The organism is Burkholderia sp. PvR073 (assembly GCF_054055695.1).
The window spans coordinates 360,053-380,208 of the sequence record NZ_JBSRXO010000005.1 but is presented as its reverse complement, the minus strand read 5'-3'; the positions used below and the strand labels follow the sequence as shown (position 1 = coordinate 380,208).

At 68.7% G+C, this 20,156-nt stretch carries 16 protein-coding genes; 7 read left to right on the top strand and 9 right to left on the bottom strand.

Annotated elements, in window-relative coordinates; all coding sequences use genetic code 11:
• Nucleotides 1-11: 11 nt before the first annotated feature.
• The 4 genes from xdhC to ACVK00_RS18445 form a co-directional block, all read right to left on the bottom strand.
• Nucleotides 12-1,016 (bottom strand): xanthine dehydrogenase accessory protein XdhC, encoded by a 1,005-nt coding sequence (xdhC, locus tag ACVK00_RS18460; protein WP_284888930.1) that lies wholly within the window; start codon nucleotides 1,014-1,016, stop codon nucleotides 12-14.
• Between the two features lie 610 nt (nucleotides 1,017-1,626).
• The gene (locus ACVK00_RS18455) at nucleotides 1,627-2,139 is read right to left on the bottom strand and encodes a disulfide bond formation protein B (protein WP_228907102.1); all 513 of its coding nucleotides are present in this window, start codon (nucleotides 2,137-2,139) and stop codon (nucleotides 1,627-1,629) included.
• 149 nt (nucleotides 2,140-2,288) lie between these two features.
• Complete coding sequence (locus ACVK00_RS18450; RefSeq protein ID WP_284888931.1) at nucleotides 2,289-3,665, bottom strand: amidase; 1,377 nt, start codon at nucleotides 3,663-3,665, stop codon at nucleotides 2,289-2,291.
• A 7-nt stretch (nucleotides 3,666-3,672) separates the two neighbouring features.
• On the bottom strand, nucleotides 3,673-4,341 hold the full coding sequence (locus ACVK00_RS18445) for a GntR family transcriptional regulator (protein ID WP_284888932.1): 669 nt from the start codon (nucleotides 4,339-4,341) through the stop codon (nucleotides 3,673-3,675).
• Nucleotides 4,342-4,620: 279 nt separating this feature from the next.
• Here ACVK00_RS18445 and ACVK00_RS18440 point away from each other — a divergent pair, with 279 nt between their 5' ends.
• The 3 genes from ACVK00_RS18440 (at nucleotide 4,621) to tcuC (ending at nucleotide 8,395) form a co-directional block, all read left to right on the top strand.
• On the top strand, nucleotides 4,621-5,820 hold the full coding sequence (locus tag ACVK00_RS18440; protein ID WP_284888933.1) for a gamma-glutamyl-gamma-aminobutyrate hydrolase family protein: 1,200 nt from the start codon (nucleotides 4,621-4,623) through the stop codon (nucleotides 5,818-5,820).
• 113 nt (nucleotides 5,821-5,933) lie between these two features.
• A complete protein-coding gene (locus ACVK00_RS18435; RefSeq protein WP_284888934.1) occupies nucleotides 5,934-6,638 on the top strand; it encodes a DUF2968 domain-containing protein in 705 nt (234 codons plus the stop codon).
• A gap of 461 nt (nucleotides 6,639-7,099) precedes the next feature.
• Nucleotides 7,100-8,395 carry an MFS transporter gene (gene tcuC / locus ACVK00_RS18430; protein WP_284888935.1) on the top strand — a complete coding sequence of 432 codons (1,296 nt, stop codon included), beginning with the start codon at nucleotides 7,100-7,102 and terminating at the stop codon, nucleotides 8,393-8,395.
• A gap of 68 nt (nucleotides 8,396-8,463) precedes the next feature.
• Here the strand turns inward: tcuC and ACVK00_RS18425 are convergent, their stop codons facing one another.
• A complete protein-coding gene (locus ACVK00_RS18425) occupies nucleotides 8,464-10,302 on the bottom strand; it encodes a tetratricopeptide repeat protein (protein WP_435521216.1) in 1,839 nt (612 codons plus the stop codon).
• Nucleotides 10,303-10,432: 130 nt separating this feature from the next.
• Between ACVK00_RS18425 and ACVK00_RS18420 the strand changes: the two genes are divergently transcribed.
• Entirely contained in the window at nucleotides 10,433-12,085 is a 1,653-nt protein-coding gene (locus ACVK00_RS18420) for an FAD-dependent monooxygenase (RefSeq protein ID WP_284888937.1), read from the top strand.
• Nucleotides 12,086-12,093: 8 nt separating this feature from the next.
• Here the strand turns inward: ACVK00_RS18420 and ACVK00_RS18415 are convergent, their stop codons facing one another.
• The 4 genes from ACVK00_RS18415 to ACVK00_RS18400 are packed head-to-tail and all read right to left on the bottom strand — an operon-like array spanning nucleotide 12,094 to nucleotide 17,396.
• Nucleotides 12,094-12,345 carry a formate dehydrogenase subunit delta gene (locus ACVK00_RS18415; RefSeq protein WP_228907110.1) on the bottom strand — a complete coding sequence of 84 codons (252 nt, stop codon included), beginning with the start codon at nucleotides 12,343-12,345 and terminating at the stop codon, nucleotides 12,094-12,096.
• A gap of 7 nt (nucleotides 12,346-12,352) precedes the next feature.
• Entirely contained in the window at nucleotides 12,353-15,304 is a 2,952-nt protein-coding gene (gene fdhF, locus ACVK00_RS18410) for a formate dehydrogenase subunit alpha (protein ID WP_267483080.1), read from the bottom strand.
• Between the two features lie 17 nt (nucleotides 15,305-15,321).
• Nucleotides 15,322-16,899, bottom strand: a complete 1,578-nt coding sequence (locus ACVK00_RS18405) for a formate dehydrogenase beta subunit (protein WP_228907111.1) — start codon at nucleotides 16,897-16,899, stop codon at nucleotides 15,322-15,324.
• Entirely contained in the window at nucleotides 16,896-17,396 is a 501-nt protein-coding gene (locus tag ACVK00_RS18400) for an NAD(P)H-dependent oxidoreductase subunit E (protein WP_175763310.1), read from the bottom strand. Before ACVK00_RS18400 ends, ACVK00_RS18405 begins: the two co-directional genes overlap by 4 nt.
• A gap of 131 nt (nucleotides 17,397-17,527) precedes the next feature.
• Between ACVK00_RS18400 and ACVK00_RS18395 the strand changes: the two genes are divergently transcribed.
• The 3 genes from ACVK00_RS18395 (at nucleotide 17,528) to ACVK00_RS18385 (ending at nucleotide 19,684) form a co-directional block, all read left to right on the top strand.
• The gene (locus ACVK00_RS18395) at nucleotides 17,528-18,634 is read left to right on the top strand and encodes a substrate-binding domain-containing protein (protein WP_284888938.1); all 1,107 of its coding nucleotides are present in this window, start codon (nucleotides 17,528-17,530) and stop codon (nucleotides 18,632-18,634) included.
• 100 nt (nucleotides 18,635-18,734) lie between these two features.
• Nucleotides 18,735-19,004 (top strand): hypothetical protein, encoded by a 270-nt coding sequence (locus tag ACVK00_RS18390; protein ID WP_012363336.1) that lies wholly within the window; start codon nucleotides 18,735-18,737, stop codon nucleotides 19,002-19,004.
• A gap of 326 nt (nucleotides 19,005-19,330) precedes the next feature.
• The gene (locus ACVK00_RS18385) at nucleotides 19,331-19,684 is read left to right on the top strand and encodes a DUF4148 domain-containing protein (RefSeq protein WP_166722795.1); all 354 of its coding nucleotides are present in this window, start codon (nucleotides 19,331-19,333) and stop codon (nucleotides 19,682-19,684) included.
• Nucleotides 19,685-20,156 lie beyond the last annotated feature (472 nt).

The window sequence follows — 20,156 nt, the reverse complement described above, 5'->3', positions numbered from 1 at the left end:
TTCTTGGTCGGTCAGAATGTAGGGGAAGCCTGCGCGGGTGCGTTCGCCTCGACGGCCTGCAGCAACTGCGCGGCCACCGAGATCGCGATGACTTCGGGCGCCTTGTCGATGATGCCTTCGACGCCGATCGGGCAGTGCATCCGCGCGACCTGGGCCGGGTCGATGCCGATCGCTGCCAGCCGATGATCGAACTGCACGCGCTTGGTGTGCGAGCCGGTCATCCCGAAGTAGGCGTAGTCGCCGCGCCGCAGGATGCGCTCGGCCAGCATGAAATCGAGTGCATGGTCGTGCGTCATCACGACGAAGTATGCGTGCGGCGGCGCCGTGTCGACGGCGTCGGCCGGGCTGGCAACCGCGTCGATCACGAGATTGCCGACTCCGGCGAGCGCCTCGGCCGGCGGGAACACCGCAGCGGGCCCGTCGATCCAGCACACGTGGCACGGCAGCGTCGCCAGCACTTTCACGAGCGCGGTGCCGATGTGTCCGGCGCCGAACAGCATGACGGGGAACGCATACGGCGCGATCGTTTCGGTCATCAGCGACACGCCGCCGGTTTCCCACAGCAGGCAATCGGCACGCGCGGCGGGCGATTCGGGCTCGCTCAGCAGCGGCGCGCCCGGCGAGGGGCCGAATGATACGCTACGCACGGTCGCGGCGCCGGCCGCGACGCGCTTCGCGAGCGACATGATCCAGCCGAGGTCGCCGACATCGAGCCGCTCGAACGCGAGCACGACCGCGCCACCGCAGCACTGGCCGAGGCTCGGGCCGAGCGCGAGCCGTTCGAGCCTGCGCGCGTGGGGCACGTGCGCGCCGTCCTTCAGCAGATGCCGCGCGATTTCGATCGCTTTCCATTCCAGATGACCGCCGCCGATCGTATGGCGGGCCGTGTCGCGCGTGACGAGCATCTTGGTGCCGGCCTCGCGCGGCGCGGAGCCGTCGGTATGCGCGACCGTCACGAGCACGGCCGCTTCGCCGTGCGCGAGCAATTGCTGCAGATCGCCAATCCACGCTTCCATCAGCACGCTCCGTTCACGACGACGCGGCACGACGCGCGGCGCGCGCTGGCGGGCGTGGCGGTAACGAGGACTGACGGGAGCGACGCAGGCCGGGCGCACGGTCGATGCGGTGCGGCGGCGGTGCGCCGCAGGCGCGCGCGAACGGCGGCGCGGGACGCGCGGACGCCATGAGGGTGACGGATGCGGATGGTTTGCGTTGTCATGAGAAATCCAGTCGACATTGCGGATCGGGCGCGCGTTACGCAGGAGGTGAGACCGACTGGCCTCGCGCACGTAGATCGCCATCCAGTCGCGAAGATAGCACCGCAAGGCGGCGGGAACATCGCCGGGCGGTGATCCGGGCTATCAGGCAGCGATCATGTCGATCATAGGCCCGCCGCGCGGGATTGGGGCGCCGTTGCGTGCGCATCGGGCCGAAACGCTTGCGTGGCGGGGCATGCGCGCGGAGGTTGCGCGGATGTCGTGCGATGTGCGTTCGCCCGGAAATCCGGGCTGCGGCGGGGTTAGGTGTTTACGCGTGGCCGGCGAGGTGCGGCCGGCAGGGTGCGGCCGCGCGGGACGTCGCCGGCGGCGCCGGACGAACGAGGGGCGGCTACGCGGCCCCGACCGGTCAGCTCGCCAGCTTGCGGCGATGGCGCCAGATGCTCGACGCGACGGCGATCAGGATCACGGCGAAGCCGATCAGCGCCCAGCCGGGCAGCAGGATGCCGAGAATCGGCGGGTAGACCGTCTCGCACAGGCCGGCGACCTTGAACATGCCGGGGAACCACTGGGCGGGCGGCAGGCTGTCGACGATCGGCTGCAGCGTGTCGAAGCCGCAGCTGAAGCCCGGATTCATCTGGATCGACAGGTGTCGCGCGGCGGTGCCGACGCCGCCGGCCGCGGCGATCGCGATCAGCAGCTCGAGCACCCAGATGCCGCGCCAGTTGCGTATCCCGGCAGCCAGGAACGCGAAGATGCCGATCGCCGCGAAGAAGTAGCGCTGGATGATGCACAGCGGGCACGGATCTTCGTTCTTCACATATTGCAGGTACAGCGCGCCGGCCAGCAAGGCGATGCACACCCAGCCGAGCAGCATCAGCAGGCGGCGTTCACGGCGGAGTGCGAGCGTGGAGTCATTCATGTCGGCGGGATTCCTGTCGTTGGTCGGTCCGATAAACAATCGCGCGATTTTAGCGCGAACGATCTGGCACGAAACTGACAGCGCGCGTGCGGCACCCTGCCGCACCCGCTTCGTCCGGTGCATCGTCCACCGTCATTGCGCTTGCGCGGTCATCGGATCGTGTTCAGCACGGCCTCGACCGCCTGGCCGATCGCGAGCAGCGCGTCGTCGCGATGCGGCGCGGCCGCGAGCATCAGGCCGACCGGTGCCTCGTCGCGCGGATGGCACGGCAGCGACAGCGCGCATGCATCGAGGAAGTTGAAGGCGCTCGGGTTGCGCAGGATCAGCGCATTGGTGCGCGTGAACGCGGTGTCGTCCGCTTCGAGTTCGGCGATGCGCGGCGGCACGACGGGCACCGTCGGGGCGACGAGTGCGTCGAAGCGCGACCAGACCGTGTGTGCCGCTTCGTCCAGCATCGCCTGGCGGGCGGCGAGCAGGTCGAGATAGTCGGCCGCGCTCGCCGGCTCGCCCTTCAGGATGCGCGACAGCACGCGCGGGTCGTATCGGTCGCGGTGCTGCGCGAGCAGCGGGCGATGCCACGCGTACGCCTCGATCGGCGAGAAGCCGAAGCGGTTGATGTCCGGCAGCCGGTCGAGCGCGGAAAAGCGTACTTCCGTGACGATCGCGCCGGCGGCCTCGAGATGCTTCAGCGCTGCGTCGAGCGCGGCGGCGACGTCGGCGTCGACGCCGTCCGTCACATAGTTGGTCAGCACGCCGAGCCGCACGCCTTCGAGCGGCCGCGCGGCCGGCACGTGCGGCTCGAGACCCGCGAGCATCCGATCGACGAGCGCGCAGCAGGCAACCGTCAGGCCGATCGGGCCGAACGAGTCGAGCGTCGTCGACAGCGGCACGCCGCCTTGCGTCGGAATCCGGCTCGCGGTCGGCTTGAAGCCCGTGAGCCCGCACAGCGCGGCCGGAATCCGGATCGAGCCGCCGGTGTCGGTGCCGAGCGCGACGGCCGCCATCCCGTCGGCGACGGACGCGGCCGCGCCGGACGACGAGCCGCCGGCAATGCGCGCGTCGCCCGGTACGTCGCGGTGGTACGGCGAGCGCGGCGTGCCGAAGTGCGGATTCAGGCCGAGCCCGGAGAACGCGAACTCGCTCATGTTGGTGCGGCCAACCAGCACCGCGCCCGCACGCTTGAGCCGCGCGACGGCGACCGCATCGGCCTGCGCGGGCGGCGCGCCGTCGAGCACGCGCGAACCGGCGCGCGTCACCTGGCCCGCGACGTCGAACAGGTCCTTCACCGACACGGGGATGCCCGCGAGCGGCGACAGCACGGTGCCGGCGGCACGCAGGCGATCGTGCGCGTCGGCGGCCGCGCGCGCGTTATCGGCGTCGACTTCGGTGAAGACGGCCGCGCCCTGGCCCGACGGATCGGCGATCCGTTCGAGCGCGACGTCGACGAGTGCGCGGCTCGTGGTCCGGCCGGCGGCGAGGTCGGCGGCGAGCCGGGCGAGCGGGGGGAAGGGCGTGAAAGTGGTCATGGGCGGCTCAGGGGCGAAGATGTTGGACAAGAGTGGCGCGAAACGAATCGATATGGCGCTCGACGGCCGCGCGTGCGCCGGCGGCGTCGCGCGCGAACAGCCGCTCGAACAGTTCGCGGTGTTCGCGCTGGACGTCGGACAGGTGGTGCGGTTCGGACAGCGTCACGAACCAGAAGCGCAGCGAGCGTTCGTGCAGCGCGCGCAGGATCTCCGCGAGCACCGTATTGCGTGCCGCCGCGGCGATCGCCTGATGAAACGCGCGGTCGAGTTCCATCATGCCCTCGACGTCGTGCGTGTCGACGCACGACTGCCCGTCGTCGAGCAGTGCGGCGATGCGGGTGAGATCGTCGGGCGTCGCATGGCGGGCGGCGAGTTCGACGCAGTGCGCTTCGTTGATGCGCCGCACGTCGATCACCGCAACGATGTCGTCGAGCGACAGCGGTTGCACCAGCAGCCCCTTGCGCGGCATCACGGACAGCAGCCCTTCGAGCACCAGCCGGTGCACGGCCTGATGGACGGGCGTGCGGCCGATGCCGGTGCGTGCGACGAGGTCGGCTTCGTTGAGCGCGGCGCCGGGCTTCAGGCGCATCGTGATGATGTCGCGCTGGATCAGTGCGTACGCGCGCTCGGCGAGGCTGAGCGCCGAGGCGGCGCGCCGGTCGGGCAGGGCGTTCATGCGGGTGGCGGCGCGGTGGCCGGGCGGAGCACGATCATGGCGCGGGCGATCTGGTAAGGTGGCAATCCGTGAATATTATTGTGATATATCACTGGTGTCCAGTTCACCGGGGCGACCTTCGATGCCGCCAGCCGCGGTACGCTGGCCTGTCCGGCGCCGCATGCGACGACTTGCAACAATATCGACAGGATGTTGCAGGTTTACCGCGCGATCGTGCACTGAAGCATAATGAATCCTCGTCAATCCAAATACGCGCGAGCGACGCACCAGACCATCGTCATGAGCGAAACCACGCCTTCCCCGGCCGGTCTGCCCGGCACCCTTTCCGCGTCTCCCCACTCCCACCGTTCCGATCCGGCACAAGCGCCGGAGGTGCCCGCCGCACAGCCCTCCGTCGCGCAGGCTGCCGCGGCCGAGGATGTCGCGGCGGACGGCGCATCGCCCGTCACGACGGCGTCGGAGCCGGGCGCCGCGGGCACGACGCCCGCTGCCGAACCGACTGCCGCGCCGCCAAAAGCCGGTGCCGCGCCGCCCGGTTTTGGCGCGCAGCCCGATTTCGACACGCCGCGCCCGCCGCCTGCGAGCGCGCAGAATGCGCCGCCGGCTTACCTGAAGAACAGCGACACGCCATGGTCGGTGTTCGGCCGCATCGTGGCGGCGCGTGCGCGCCGGCTGTTCGATCGCGCCGGCCAGCGGATCACGCAGCGCACGTTGCGCATCGGCGTGTCGGCGCGGATCTTCCATCCGGAGCCGGGTGCGAAGGGGTTGCGCGGCAAGACGCTGCAGTATCTCGAGGAATCGATCGCGCACTGGGTGATGTCGCGCGACGTGCTCGTGTTCATGATTCCGACCGTCGGTCACCAGGGCATGCTGCACCCGAGCAACATCCGCCTGCGCGACTACGCGAAGCATCTCGACGGCCTGCTGCTGCAAGGCGGCGCCGACGTGTCGCCGCAAACCTACGCGGCATCGGATGCGCGCCCCGAATGGCCCGGCGACCGCGTGCGCGACATGTACGAGCTCGAGCTGTTCCACGAGTTCGTCGAGTCCGGCAAGCCGGTGCTCGGCGTGTGCCGCGGCTGCCAGCTGATCAACGTCGCGTTCGGCGGCTCGCTGTACCAGGACATCGCGACCGACGTGCCGACCGCGCATCCGCACGTGAGCGAGCATTACGACCAGCATCGCCACGCGATCCGCTTCCCCGACTCGTCGACGCTCGCGAGCATGTTTCCCGGGCGCAGCGAAGCGATCGTGAACTCGATCCACCATCAGGCGATCCGCGATCTCGGCCGCGATCTGAACATCGAGGCCGTGTCGGCCGGCGACGGGATCATCGAAGGCATCCGCTACCGGCGCGCACCGTTCGTCGTCGGCGTGCAATGGCACCCCGAGTTTCATCGCGCGGGCGGCTCCGAGCTGCTCGACTGCACACCGTTGCTCGACGCATTCCTGCGCGCGGCACGCGAAACGCGCCTGTAGCCGGCGCTTGTATCGCGTTGCAGGAAGGCCGGCCGCATCCCGTCAATTCGAGATGCGGCCGTTTCGTTTTGAACGATAATCGCGACTCCCGATTCGTTCGCCGGAGTCTGGCGTTGGTCTTCCGAAAATTTTCCGTCGCACGCTGCGCAACGTGGATCGTTGCGATGGCCGCCTGCGCGCACGCGGGCGCAGCATGGTCCGCCGATGCGACCGCGCCCGTTGCGGGTACGCGCCCCGCAGTGACGAGCCTGAGCGGCGATACCACGCCGACGGCACCGGCGTCCGCCGCGTCCGCGACGGATGCCACCGCGCAAGGCAACGTGGCCGAACTCACGCAGATGCTGCACGACGGGCGGATCGTCGAGATGCGCACCACCTACAACGGCAGCTACGGCGCGAGCCTGATGTTCGATCAGCGCGAGATGACCTATTACGTCGCGCTGTTCCAGGACAAGCATCTGTGGCGCGTGATCAAGTCGCAGGAGAAGAGCCGCGCGGAGATGGTGTACGCGAACTTCGTCCAGCAGACGGCGCAGCTCGCGGACGTCGAGATCCGTCGCACCGAACTGCAGGCGCAGAAGACGTTCCTCGAACGCGTGATCGCGCTGCAGGCGAATCGCGCGCAGCAACTGCAGGCCGATCTGAGCGTCGCGCGCAGTCAGCAGGCCGAGGTTGCGCAGCGGCAGCAATCGGCGCAGGAGCAGACGCAGGCGCTGCAGGTCGAGAAGCGGGCCGCGCAGGCGCAACTGCGCGATCTGCAGGAGCAGGTGCGGCAACTCGAGCGGCAAGCCGACACCGGGTTGCCCACGCGCAAGTGACGACAGGTCGGTCCGCTGGATCGACGCACGAACGAAACCCGGCAAAGCTTGCTTCGCCGGGTTTTTTATTGGGTGGCCGTCGGCTGGGGAAGCGTGCGAAGCAGATCGGTTGGGCGGCGCTGCGACAGTTGCGACGCGTGGTCGAAGTAAGTCGGTGCGTGGGCGCCTCTGCGACTCGTGTCAGGGCTATCGGTCGATCGGATCAATCCGACTTTGATGTGCCTTTCGAGAGTATCCATAAGATCCGTACGGGCCGGATGCGGCGTCGGCAACCGCGACTGCCGGCCCGCTCCAAGGCAACCGTTGGCTTCGCGTGGCATCATTTGCCGACCATGGCGGCGTGCGCATCGTCGCGCGACGTGCCGCCGGATGGTGGCGATGTCCGTGCGCGCCGGCCGGTGCGACACGCATCGCCGGCTCACACGGCGCGGATGTCGCGCCATCCGAATCGAGAGAACAACATGTCCACAGCAACACACGCCGTCGTGCAGGAATCGAAAGTCCGCACTGTGTTCCGGGTCGTCAGCGGCAACTTTCTGGAAATGTACGACTTCATGGTCTACGGGTATTACGCGTCGGCGATCGCGAAAACCTACTTTCCGAGCGGCAACGCATTCGCGTCGCTGATGCTGTCGCTGTCGGTGTTCGGCGCGGGCTTCCTGATGCGCCCGGTCGGCGCGATCGTGCTCGGCGCGTACATCGACCATCACGGCCGCCGCAAGGGGCTGATCCTGACGCTCGGGCTGATGGCGCTCGGCACGCTGACGGTGGCCGGCGTTCCGAGCTACGCGACGATCGGCGTGCTCGCGCCGGCGCTCGTGCTGCTCGGCCGGTTGCTGCAGGGCTTTTCCGCGGGCGTCGAGCTGGGCGGCGTGTCGGTCTATCTGTCGGAGATCGCGACGAAGGGCAACAAAGGGTTCTATACGTCGTGGCAATCGGGCAGCCAGCAGGTGGCGGTCGTGTTCGCCGCGTTTGTCGGCGTGCTGCTGAACCGGGTGCTGCCGGCCGAGGACATGAGCGCGTGGGGCTGGCGCATTCCGTTCCTGATCGGCTGCCTGATCGTACCGTTCCTGTTCCTGATCCGTCGTTCGCTGAAGGAAACCGACGAGTTCCTCGCGAAGCGTCACCGTCCGACGATGGGCGAGATCATGCGTTCGATGCTCGAGAACTGGAGCATCGTGATCGCCGGCATGGGGATGGTGATCATGACGACGGTGTCGTTCTACTTGATCACCGCATACACGCCGACGTTCGGCAAGGAAGTGCTGCACCTGTCGTCGCTCGACGCACTCGTCGTGACCGTCTGCGTCGGCCTGTCCAACCTCGTGTGGCTGCCGCTGTCCGGCGCGCTGTCGGATCGCATCGGCCGCCGACCGGTGCTGATCGCGTTCACGGTGCTCACGCTGCTGTCGGCTTATCCGGCCGTGCTGTGGCTCGTGGCCGAACCGTCGTTCCTGCGGCTGCTGGCGGTCGAACTGTGGCTGTCGTTCCTGTACGGCTCTTACAACGGCGCGATGGTCGTCGCGCTGACCGAAGTGATGCCGCCCGATGTGCGCACCGCCGGCTTCTCGCTCGCTTACAGCCTGGCGACGACGATCGGCGGCTTCACGCCCGCGATCTCGACGTTGTTGATCTACCAGACCGGCAACAAGGCCGCACCGGGGCTGTGGCTGACCGTCGCGGCGCTTTGCGGGCTCATCGCGACGCTCGTGCTGTATCGCACGCCCGAGTCGCGCAACCAGTACAAGTCGGCCTGACGCCGCCTGCACCGCGCCACGTCGGGTGAAAAAAGGGAGCGCGCCGCGCTCCCTTTTCTTATCGGCATTCAGGCGGCGCGCAGCGCGTCGGCGACCGTCGCCGCCACGTCGAGCCATTGTCCCGGTGCGGACTGGCGGGCGAGCCGGGCGTGCGGATACCACGGACAGTCGTCGCCGGTGAACCAGCGCCAGTCGGGCGCGAACGGCAGCATGATCCACAGCGGTTTGCCGAGCGCGCCCGCCAGATGCGCGACGGCCGTATCGATCGTGACGACGCCGTCGAGCCGTTCGATCAGCGCGGCCGTGTCGGCGAAGTCGTTCAGCCGCCCGTCGAGGTGATGCACGCGCGGATGCGCGTCGACGCGCGCCCGTTCGTCTTCGTCGAGCGCGGGCTGCAGCACGACCCAGTCGATGTCCTGCAGCGCGAGCAGCGGCGCGAGCGCGTCGAACGGCATCGAGCGGTTCTCCTGGGCCTGGCGGCGCCCCGACCACGCGAGGCCGAACTTGCGCTTCGACTGGCCGCCGAGCGAGCCGCGAAAGCGCCGGTGCGCGCTGTCCGGCGCATCGAGGTAACGCTTGCCCGCGACGATGTCGGACGGCTGCAGACCGAGCAGGAACGGCAGGCTCATCAGCGTGCACGCGACGTCCGCCGCCGGCGGCTTCGCCGCGCCCTGTGCGACGAGCGTCACGCGCCAGCGCGTCGCCGCCGGCGCGAGCAGCGCGACGAGCTCCGGCTGTACTTCGAGCACGACGCGCGCGCAGCGCGCGCGGGCCAGCGGCACGAAGCGGACGAACTGCAGCGTGTCGCCGAAGCCCTGTTCCGCGCGGATCAGCAGCGTGCGCGACGCAATCGGCTCGCCTTGCCAGCGCGGCAGCGTGCCGAGCGGCGTCGCGCCCGGCGTGTCGTGGCGCGTTTCGTACGCGGGCAGGCCGCGTGTGAAGTCGCCCAGCGTCAGCAGCGTGACGGCGCGGTGCAGTTGCGCGAGCTTCAGGTCGGGCGCGACGCGCAGCGCCTGATCGAACGCGCGCAGCGCCATTTCGTGCGCACCGAGTGCGTGATGCGCATTGCCGAGGTTCAGCCATGCGAGACTGAACGACGGATCGAGGCCGACCGCGCGTTCGTAGTAGGGCAGCGCTTCGCGCTGGCGCCCGAGCGCGCACAGCGCGTTCGCGAGCCCGAACAGGGCGAGCGGGAACGGCGGGTGCAGCGCGAGCGCGGCTTCGAACGCCGCCGCGGCTTCGCCGTGACGGCCGAGCGCCTCGAACGTGTTGCCGAGATTGAAGTGCGCGGCGACGAAGCGCGGCTGCGCGGCGATCGCCGCCTTGAAGTGCGCGATCGCGTCGTCGGCCCGGCCCATCGCGTTCAGCGCCATCGCGAGATTGTTGTGCGCGCCGGCATGTCCGGGCCGCAGCTCGAGTGCGCGATGGAACGCGGCGAGCGCATCGTCGTGACGGCCGAGCGCATTCAGCGCGTTGCCGAGATTGTTGTGGATCGAGGCGTCGTCGGGCGTGAGCCGAAGGGCGCGGCCGAACGCGTCGACGGCATCTTCGTGGCGCTGCAGCGCCGCATACGCGTTGCCGAGGTTGTAGTGCGCGAGCGGAAATTCGGGCGCGAGTGTCAGCGCGTTGCGAAACCGCTCGATCGCTTCGTCGAGCCGGCCGAGCGCCTTCAGCGCGTTGCCGAGATTGAGCTGCAGTGCGGCGTCGCCCGGGCGCAATTCGACCGCACGCCCGACGAGATCGGCTGCCTCGGCATGCTGGCCCTGCTGATGCCGCAGCACGCCGAACAGATGCAGCGCGTCGGCGTCGGCGGGATTGGTGCCGAGCGCGGCACGATAGCCGTGCTCGGCCTCGGCGAGGCGGCCCGCGCGGTGCGCGGCATACGCTCGGTCGAATGCGGAATCCATGACGCGAAAACTGGCGGAAAGCGCGTATTTTCCCACACTGCGCGCGGCCGCCCCAGATTGGCCGGTCGGCATATGGCCCCGTCACGCGGAGCGGCGTAGACTTGCAGGATCGCGTGTCATCGAGGTGCTCATGGCTGACACACTGCTCGACATCCCGCCCGTGCTGATCGTCGGCGCAGGCCCGACCGGCCTTGCCGCCGCGATGAGTCTCGCGCGTGCCCGCGTGCCGGTACGCATCATCGACCGGCTCACCACGCCCGCGCCGTATTCGCGTGCGATCGGCATCCAGGCGCGCACGCTCGAAATGCTGGAGCAGCATCGCGCGGTCGAACCGTTTCTCGTGCTGGGGCATCGCGCGCACGCGGCCGCGCTGCATGCGGGCGGCCGCGTGATCGCGCGGCTCGATTTCGATCCGCTGCAAACGCGCTATCCGTACCTGCTGTTTCTCGACCAGAGCATCACCGAGCAACTGCTCGCCGAGCACCTGGCCGGCCTCGGCGTGACGGTCGAACGCGGCGTCACGCTCACGGCGTGCGACGCGGGCGGTACCTCACTCGACGTGACGATCCGCGACGCCGACGGGCGTGAACAATCGTTCGCGCCGTCCTACCTGATCGCCGCCGACGGCGCGCACAGCACGGTGCGCCATCTGCTTGGCCTCGGCTTCGCCGGACAAGCGTTGGAGCAGACCTTCCTGCTCGCCGATTTCTCGGCGATACCCGACTGGCCGGAAGAGGAGATCCACCTGTTCACGACGCCCGACGGCATCGCGGGGTTGTTCCCGATGGGCGGCGGCCGCTACCGGCTCGTCGCCGACCGGCCGCCTGGCGATGCATCTCCCGATGCTCCGCCGCCGTCGCTCGCGCAATGCGAGGCGATCGTGCGCGCCCGCGTCGGTGCGTCGATCGCGCCGAGCGACCTCGCGTGGTCGTCGTATTTCCGCCTGCATAGCCGGATGGTCGACCGGCTGCGTCACGGGCGCGTGTTCTTCGCGGGCGACGCCGCGCACGTTCACAGCCCGGCAGGCGCGCAGGGCATGAACACGGGCATGCAGGAAGCGTTCAATCTCGGCTGGAAGCTCGCGCGCGTGCTTGGCGGGGGCACGCCGGAGCGGCTGCTCGACACGTATCACGCGGAGCGCCATCCGATCGAGCGTGACGTATTGCGGCAGACCGGCCTCGTCACGCAAATCGTCGAAGCCGATCACGGCGCGATGAAGCTGCTGCGCGATCATGTCGTGCCGCTGCTGGCGACGTTCGGGCCGGTGCGCGACGCGGTGCGGCGCACCGTCAGCGAACTGGGCGTGCAATACCGGAAAAGCCCGCTCACGCTCGAACGCGTGCTCGACGGCGGGCCGCGCGCAGGCGAGCGTGCGCCGGACGCGCTCGTGCATGTGGTCGACGGGCCGCTCGGACGGGCGCCCGGAACCGCGCGGCTATACGACCTGCACGACCCGGCGAGCTTCACGCTGCTGCTGCTCGAGGAGCCGGCAAGCGCCGACGCGGGCGATGCGAACGACGTGCCGCCGATGCCCGCGGATGCGCGGGCGCTCGCGCAGGGGCTGGAGCGGATCATGCCGGGCGCCGTGCGGACGTGGCGCGTCGCCGATGCCGAAAGCGACGGGGCGGACGGGCTTGCGCAGGCGTACGGCCGCTCGCGGCCGTCGTTCTACCTGCTGCGGCCCGATGGTTACATCGCGGCGCGCGGCCGTACTGCCACCGACGCAAACGCGCTGCTGCGCCACTGCGAAAGCTGGTTCGCGGGCATGTCGCTGCCCGCGTAGCGGGGCGCTCAGGCGGAGGCTGCGGCCGGGATGAGCGACGCGCGGTGCGCGGCGATCGCGGCGAGCACGATCGGCGCCGCGCGTTGTGCGGCTGCGCTCGACGGATCGTCGAGCGCGGCGAGCAACGCACGACGCATCCGCGGCTCCCAGAAGCGCCGGATGTGCTCGGCGATTCCGGTCAGCGCTTCTTCGCGATCGGGCATCGATTCGAAGAAAGCGCCGATCTGGTTGGCCATGTCGATCAGGTGTCCGTTGTCCATCGCGTCCTCACTTGCCCGTCGTCACGGTGGCCGGCGCGGCTGCACGGCGCTCGAGCAGGTCGAGCTGCTCCGAGTTGAAGCGCGCGTAGGCACGCTGCCAGTCGGACGGCTGCGCAACCGGCATCACCTGCACGGCCGTGACCTTGTATTCCGGGCAGTTCGTCGCCCAGTCGGAGCTGTCCGTCGTGATCACGTTCGCGCCCGATTCGGGGAAGTGGAACGTCGTGTACACGACACCCGGCTGCATGCGATCGGACACGAGCGCGCGCAACACCGTCTGGCCCGCCCGCGATTCGATGCCGACCCAGTCGCCGGTCCGGATCCCGCGATCCTCCGCGTCGTGCGGGTGGATCTCGAGGCGGTCCTCTTCGTGCCACTGGACGTTCTCGGTCCGGCGCGTCTGCGCACCGACGTTGTATTGCGACAGGATGCGGCCCGTGGTCAGGATCAGCGGATAGCGCTGCGTGACCTTTTCCGGCGTCGGAATGAACTGCGTGATCACGAAGCGGCCCTTGCCGCGCACGAACGCGTCGATGTGCATCGTCGGCGTGCCGTCCGGTGCCTGGTCGTTGCACGGCCACTGGATACTGCCGAGCGCGTCGAGTTTCTCGTACGACACGCCCGAGAAGGTCGGCGTGAGCCGTGCGATCTCGTCCATGATTTCCGACGGATGCGTGTAGTGCATGTCGTAGCCGAGCGCCTGCGACAGCAGCAGCGTCACTTCCCAGTCCGCGTAGCCCGCGAGCGGCGGCATCACCTTGCGCACGCGCGAGATGCGGCGCTCCGCGTTCGTGAACGTGCCGTCCTTCTCGAGGAACGTCGAGCCCGGCAGCAGCACGTGCGCGTATTTCGCGGTCTCGTTCAGGAAGATGTCCTGCACGACGACGCATTCCATCGACGACAGCGCGGCGGCGACGTGCTGCGTGTTCGGGTCCGACTGGACGATGTCCTCGCCCTGGCAGTAGAGCCCCTTGAAGCTGCCGTCGAGCGCCGCGTCGAACATGTTCGGGATGCGCAGCCCCGGTTCCGGTTGCAGCGTGGCCGACCAAGCCTGTTCGAACAGCGCGCGCACGCGGTCGTCGCCGATGTGGCGGTAGCCGGGCAGTTCATGCGGGAACGAGCCCATGTCGCACGAGCCCTGCACGTTGTTCTGGCCGCGCAGCGGATTGACGCCGACGCCTTCGCGGCCGATGTTGCCGGTCGCCATCGCGAGGTTCGCGATGCCCATCACCGTCGTCGAGCCTTGCGCGTGTTCGGTCACGCCGAGGCCGTAGTAGATCGCGGCATTGCCGCCGGTCGCATAGAGGCGCGCGGCTTCGCGTACCACCTCGGCCGGCACGCCCGTCACATCCGCGGTCGCTTCCGGCGAGTTCTCGGCACGCGACACGAAGTCGCGCCATTGCTCGAATGCACGCGCTTCGCAGCGCTCGGCGACGAACGCGTCGGCGATGAGCCCTTCGGTGACGATCACGTGCGCGAGCGCGTTGACGATCGCGACGTTGGTGCCGGGGCGCAGCTGCAGGTGGTGCGCGGCCTTCACGTGCGGGCCGTCGACCACGTCGATGCGGCGCGGATCGATCACGATCAGCTTCGCGCCTTCGCGGATGCGGCGCTTCAGGCGCGAGCCGAACACCGGGTGGCCGTCGGTCGGGTTCGCGCCCATCACGACGATCACATCGGCGTGGTCGACCGACGCGAAGGTCTGCGTGCCGGCCGATTCGCCGAGCGTCGCCTTCAGGCCATAGCCGGTCGGCGAATGGCACACGCGTGCACAGGTGTCGACGTTGTTATTGCCGAAGGCGGCGCGCACGAGCTTCTGCACGAGGTAGGTTTCCTCGTTCGTGCAGCGCGACGACGTGATGCCGCCGATCGAATCGCGGCCGTACTTCTGCTGCAGCTTGCGGAATTGCGTCGCCGCGTAGTTGAGCGCCTCTTCCCAGCTGACTTCGCGCCACGGGTCGGTGATCTTCTCGCGGATCATCGGCTTCGTGATGCGGTCCTTATGTGTCGCGTAGCCCCACGCGAAGCGCCCCTTCACGCACGCGTGGCCTTCGTTCGCGAGGCCGTTCTTGTGCGGCGTCATGCGCACGACCTGCGTGCCCTTCATCTCGGCCTTGAACGAGCAGCCGACGCCGCAGTACGCGCAGGTCGTGACGACCGAGTGCTCGGCCTGGCCGAGCCGGACGACGGATTTTTCCTGCAGCGTGGCGGTCGGGCAGGCGGCGACGCACGCGCCGCACGATACGCATTCCGAGGCCATGAACGATTCGCTTTCGCCGGCGGCGACGCGCGATTCGAAGCCGCGCGCGGCGATCGTCAGCGCGAACGTGCCTTGCGTTTCCTCGCACGCGCGCACGCAGCGGTTGCATACGATGCACTTCGACGGATCGTACGTGAAGTACGGATTCGATTCGTCCTTCTGCTCGCGCAGGTGATTCGCGCCATCGAAGCCGTAGCGCACTTCGCGCAATCCGACGACGCCCGCCATGTCCTGCAGCTCGCAGTCGCCGTTGGCGGGACAGGTGAGGCAGTCGAGCGGGTGGTCGGAGATGTACAGCTCCATCACGTTGCGGCGCAGCGACTGCAGCCGGTCCGACTGCGTGCGCACCTTCATCCCGGCTTCGGCGGGCGTCGTGCACGATGCCGGATAGCCGCGCCGGCCTTCGATTTCGACGAGGCACAGACGGCATGAGCCGAACGGTTCGAGCGAATCGGTCGCGCAGAGCTTGGGCACATTGACGCCGGCTTCGATCGCGGCGCGCATCACCGACGTGCCGGCCGGCACCGTCACCGGCTGGCCGTCGATTTCGAGCGTGACATCGGTATCGGCATGCCGTTGCGGCGTGCCGTAGTCGGTATCGTCGAACGGATCGAATGCGCGCGCCTGGGCGGCGCTCTTGCACGCGCATTGGCCTGAGCCGCAGCCGCCTTGGCGGACGTTGTTCGTGTCGAGGGACATGCAGGGCTCCTTCTGGGTCAGGCCGCAGCCTTGACCGGACCCGACGCGGCTTGCTTGCCGGCGGCGAGCCCGAAATCTTCGGGGAAATGATCGAGCGCGGACAGCACCGGGTACGGTGTCATCCCGCCCATCGCGCACAGCGAGCCGGCGAGCATCGTGTCGCACAGGTCGCGCAGCAGCGTGACCTGTCGCTCCGACGTATCACCTTCGCGAATGCGTGCGATCGTCTCGACGCCGCGCGTCGATCCGATCCGGCACGGCGTGCATTTGCCGCACGATTCGATCGCGCAGAACTTCATCGCGTATTCGGCGAGCTCCGCGAGATTCGACGTGTCGTCGTGCAGCACGATGCCGCCGTGGCCGACGACCGCGCCGATGGCCGTATAGGCCTCGTAGTCGAGCGGCACGTCCCACTGGTGTTCGGGCAGATAGGTGCCGAGCGGGCCGCCGACCTGGGCGGCGCGCGCGGGCCGGCCGCTCGCCGTGCCGCCGCCGTAGTCGAACAGCAGCTCGCGCAGCGTGACGCCGAACGCGAGCTCGACGAGGCCGCCGTGGCGGATGTTGCCCGCGAGCTGGAACGGCAGCGTGCCGCGCGAGCGGCCCATCCCGTAGTCGCGATAGAACGCTGCGCCGCGCGCGAAGATCACCGGCGCGGTCGCGAGCGTGATCACGTTGTTGATCACGGTCGGCTGGCCGAACAGGCCGGAGAGCGCCGGCAGCGGCGGCTTCGCGCGCACGACGCCGCGCTTGCCTTCGAGCGATTCGAGCAGCGCCGTTTCCTCGCCGCACACGTAGGAACCGGCGCCCTTCGCGACGTGCAGGTCGAACGCATGCGCGGAGCCGAGCACGCGTTCACCGAGCCAGCCGGCTTCCCGGGCGCGCACGATCGCGGTTTCGAGCGCCGCGATCGCGTGCGGATATTCGCTGCGCACGTAGATGTAGCCGAGCGTCGCGCCCGTCGCGATGCCCGCGATGATCATCCCTTCGATCAGGCAGTACGGATCGCTTTCCATGATCAGGCGATCGGAGAACGTGCCCGAATCGCCTTCGTCCGCGTTGCAGACGATGTACTTCTGCGTCGCGCTCGCCTGCCGGACCGTGCGCCACTTGATGCCGGCCGGGAAGGCAGCGCCGCCGCGGCCGCGCAGCCCCGATTCGATCAGCGTCTCGCACGCGGCGTCGCCGTCGAGCGCGAGCGCGTTCTTCAGGCCGGCGAGGCCGTCGTGCTTCAGGTAGTCGTCGATCGACAGCGGATCGGTCAGGCCGATGCGCGCGAACGTGAGGCGCTGCTGGCGCGCGAGATAGGGCAGGGCATCGACGAGGCCGACGCCGCTCGGATGCGTGCCGCCGTCGAGCCAGTTTGCGTCGAACAGGGCGGGCACGTCGGTGGCCGACAGGTTCGCGTAGCCGACGCGCCCGGCGGCCGTGCCGATCTCGACGAGCGGCTCGAGCCACAGCAAGCCGCGCGAACCGTTGCGGACCAGTTCGATCGCGATGCCGCGCCGCTCGGCTTCCGCGACGATCGCGGCGGCAAGGGCGTCGGCGCCGAGCGCCAGTGCGGACGAATCGCGCGGAACGTAGATGCGGGTCGTCATGCGGCCTCCGCGGTGTGGGCGGACGCGTCGGCGAGCAGCGCGTCGAACTTCTCGGGCGTGACCTTCGCGTGCAGCACGCCGTTGACCGTCATCGATGGCGATTGTGCGCACAGCCCGAGGCAGTAGACCGATTCGAGCGCGACGTCGCCCGGCGCGTGCGCATCGGCGCCATCGCCGTGCGCGGCGTCGAACCGGCAACCCGTGCGCGCTTCCGCGTGCGCGGCCAGTGTTTCGCAGCCCATGCTGCGGCACGCCTCGGCGCGGCACATCTGGATCGTCACGCGCGCGGGCGGCGCGGTGCGGAAGTGGTGATAGTAGGTGAGCACGCCGTGCACTTCCGCGCGCGACAGGTTCAGCGCCTTCGCGAGCGGCGCAACGCAGCCGGCCGGCACGTAGCCGGCGTCGTCCTGGATCGCGTGCAGGATCGCGACGAGCGAGCGGCCGGCGCGCGCATGGCGCTCGACGAGCACGTCGGGCGCGGGGGAATTCGGGGACATCGATTTTGCTCCTCCAAAGTCTCATATGCGCTCGGAATGCATATAGTGCGCAGCAGGACTTCGTACTGATTGATTTTGCCCAACGATAAGCGGAAGATTTCGCAGTCGCAATAGGAAATCGGAGTGCATAATTGATTCGAATAGAATGCGACGCGTATCTGACCGTACGCGACACGGAGGGCCGCACCGCGAGCCTGTCGGACGTCGCGCCGTTGCTCGAGCTCGTGGCCGATACGGGCAGCATCGCGCAGGCCGCGCAGGCGAAAGGGCTGTCGTATCGGCACGCGTGGGGCATGCTGCGGGCGCTGGAGTCGTGCGTCGGCGGCGAGCTGATCGAAACCGCGCGCGGCAAGGGGTCGACGCTGTCGGAGCTGGGGCGGGCGGTCGTCGACGCGCAGCGCCTCGTGCGCAGCCGTCTCGACGGGAACCTGCACGCGCTGGCGGCCGAGGTGGCGAGTGACCTGAACCGGCGGCTCGCGCAACGCGACGGCGCCGTGCGCATCCATGCATCGCACGGCTACGCGGTCGCGGCACTCGTTTCCGCGCTCGTCGATGCGCAGGCGGCCGTCGACATCAAGTATCGCGAGAGTGTCGAGGCCGTGCAGGCGCTCGCGCGCGGCGAATGCGAGCTGGCCGGGTTCCATCTGCCGCGCGGCGCGTTCCGCGAGCAGTGCGCGCAGATCTACCGGCCGTGGCTGGACGACACGCGTCACGTGCTGATTCATCTGACGCGTCGCCAGCAGGGGCTGTTCGTGCCGCGCGGCAACCCGAAGCAGGTCCGCGGGCTCGCCGATCTCGCGCGCAACGACATCCGCTTCGTCAACCGGCAGCCGGGGTCGGGCACGCGCATGCTGCTCGATCTCGCGCTGCGCGCGATCGGCATTGATCCCGAGCGTATCGACGGCTACGCGTCGGCCGAACTCACGCACTCGGCGATCGCCGCGTTCGTCGCGAGCGGGATGGCCGATCTCGGCTTCGGCGTCGAGCCGGCCGCCCATCATTTCGGACTCGATTTCATCCCGGTCGTCGACGAGGACTATTACTTTGCGTGCGAACGCGCGCGGCTCGACTCGCACCCGCTCGCCGGCGTGCTGGCCTTGCTGCGCGATCCGCGCTTCGTCGAGCGCGTCGCGCATCTCGACGGCTACGATCCGGCCGCGTGCGGGACGCTGACCGGCATCGCGGCGGGGCTCGCCGGCACGGCCGAGGCCGGTGGGCCGGACGGCAACGCACGGTAACGGGAAGCGTGTGAAGCGCGCTGCAGCAGTGGGGGATTTGCGCTACGCTTGCCGCTTGATCAACGTTCCAACAAGCACGCCGTTCAGGCGTCATCCCGCCATGAAATTTTCCGTTCCCCTCGCCGCGGCAGCGTTGACCGCGGGACTTCTGGTCGCTGTTTCGCCGTTTGCGTTTGCGCAGAATTCCCCGGGCGTGCCCGGCGGGATCCTGAGCGAACAGTTCCGCCTGGCCGAGCATCCGCAGATGCCGTTCGCAGCGTCAGCGCCGTCGCAGAAATACCAGAATGGCAAGAAGTCGGCGTTGCGCCGCAAGGGCGATCTGGGGGACCCGAACGGTTGCAACCTGAAGTGCCCGCTGGACACCCAGTAAACCCGCGCCGGCGTGCGGCATCGCTGCCGCCGCGAGCGCGTTGCCGATAACGATAACCGCACGGGGTTGCGCGGTTATCTCCGGGCCCCGCGAAGCTTGCTGCTTCGCGGGGCCGTGTTTTTTGCGCACGTTGCGGTTCGAGCACGAGCATCCGGCGCCGGATCGGCCGAATGTCGAATTCATGAATCTAGGGTTAACCCTGAATTCAGGAAGGATGTCTTCCGGAAACCCGCCTTATTCTTAAGCACGCGCCTACATAAACTTCGGGTTGTCAGCGATGAACGGGTGTTCACCGCGAAATCAGACAAATCTGGAGGTAGGTCATCATGAAGTCGCTCGTTCAAGCCGTTGTCGTTGCTGCCGCTCTCGTCGCCCCGGTCGTGTCGTTCGCGCAGCCCGGCTCGGCACTCACCCGCGCACAGGTCCGCGCCGAACTGGTTCAGCTCCAGCAGGCCGGTTACAACACCGCCCGCGGCGAAGATCCGCACTATCCGGAAGCCATCCAGGCAGCCACTGCGCGCGTCGCCGAGCAGCAGCGCAGCGCGTTCGCGCAGGCGCAAGGCGCCGATGCCAGCGGCTATGGCGCACAAGTGCAGGGCGCATCGGCATCGGGCTCGCGTGCGATCGGCGTGCGCCCGGCTAGCGCCGAAGAAATGAAGTCGCTGTATCGCGGCAGCTAAGCGGCGCATCGCCCGGTGACGCTGCGCGGCCGGCGCAACGACACGTCGCGCGCCCCGTCGCGGTGCCCGGCGGTACCGAACATCCGTTACCTCCTGCCGCCGGCATACCGGCGGCATTCCGCCCGGCCCATCCGGGGCTGGGCGCTTTTTCGAGAAGGCGTGGGACGTATGGTTTCGCCGGCAACAAAAAACCCCGCAGACTTGCGTCGTGCGGGGTTTGTGCGTCAAGCGCGGAATTTGGTGGAGGCGGCGGGAGGCTCACCGGCTCCACCAGCAAGTCAGTAGGTCATTGATTCTTCGGCATTGCCGGATCGGGCGGTGTCCGGATTGATGCCCCGGTTGGGACACTTGGACGGGGCAGTCTAGCATGGGACTCGGGCGCTCATGCCGATTGGATTCCGGTGCGGGAATCGAACCTGCGTCCGGATGCTCCCTGTCGGCGCTCTCTTGCGCGTCGTATAAGGTTTCGTCA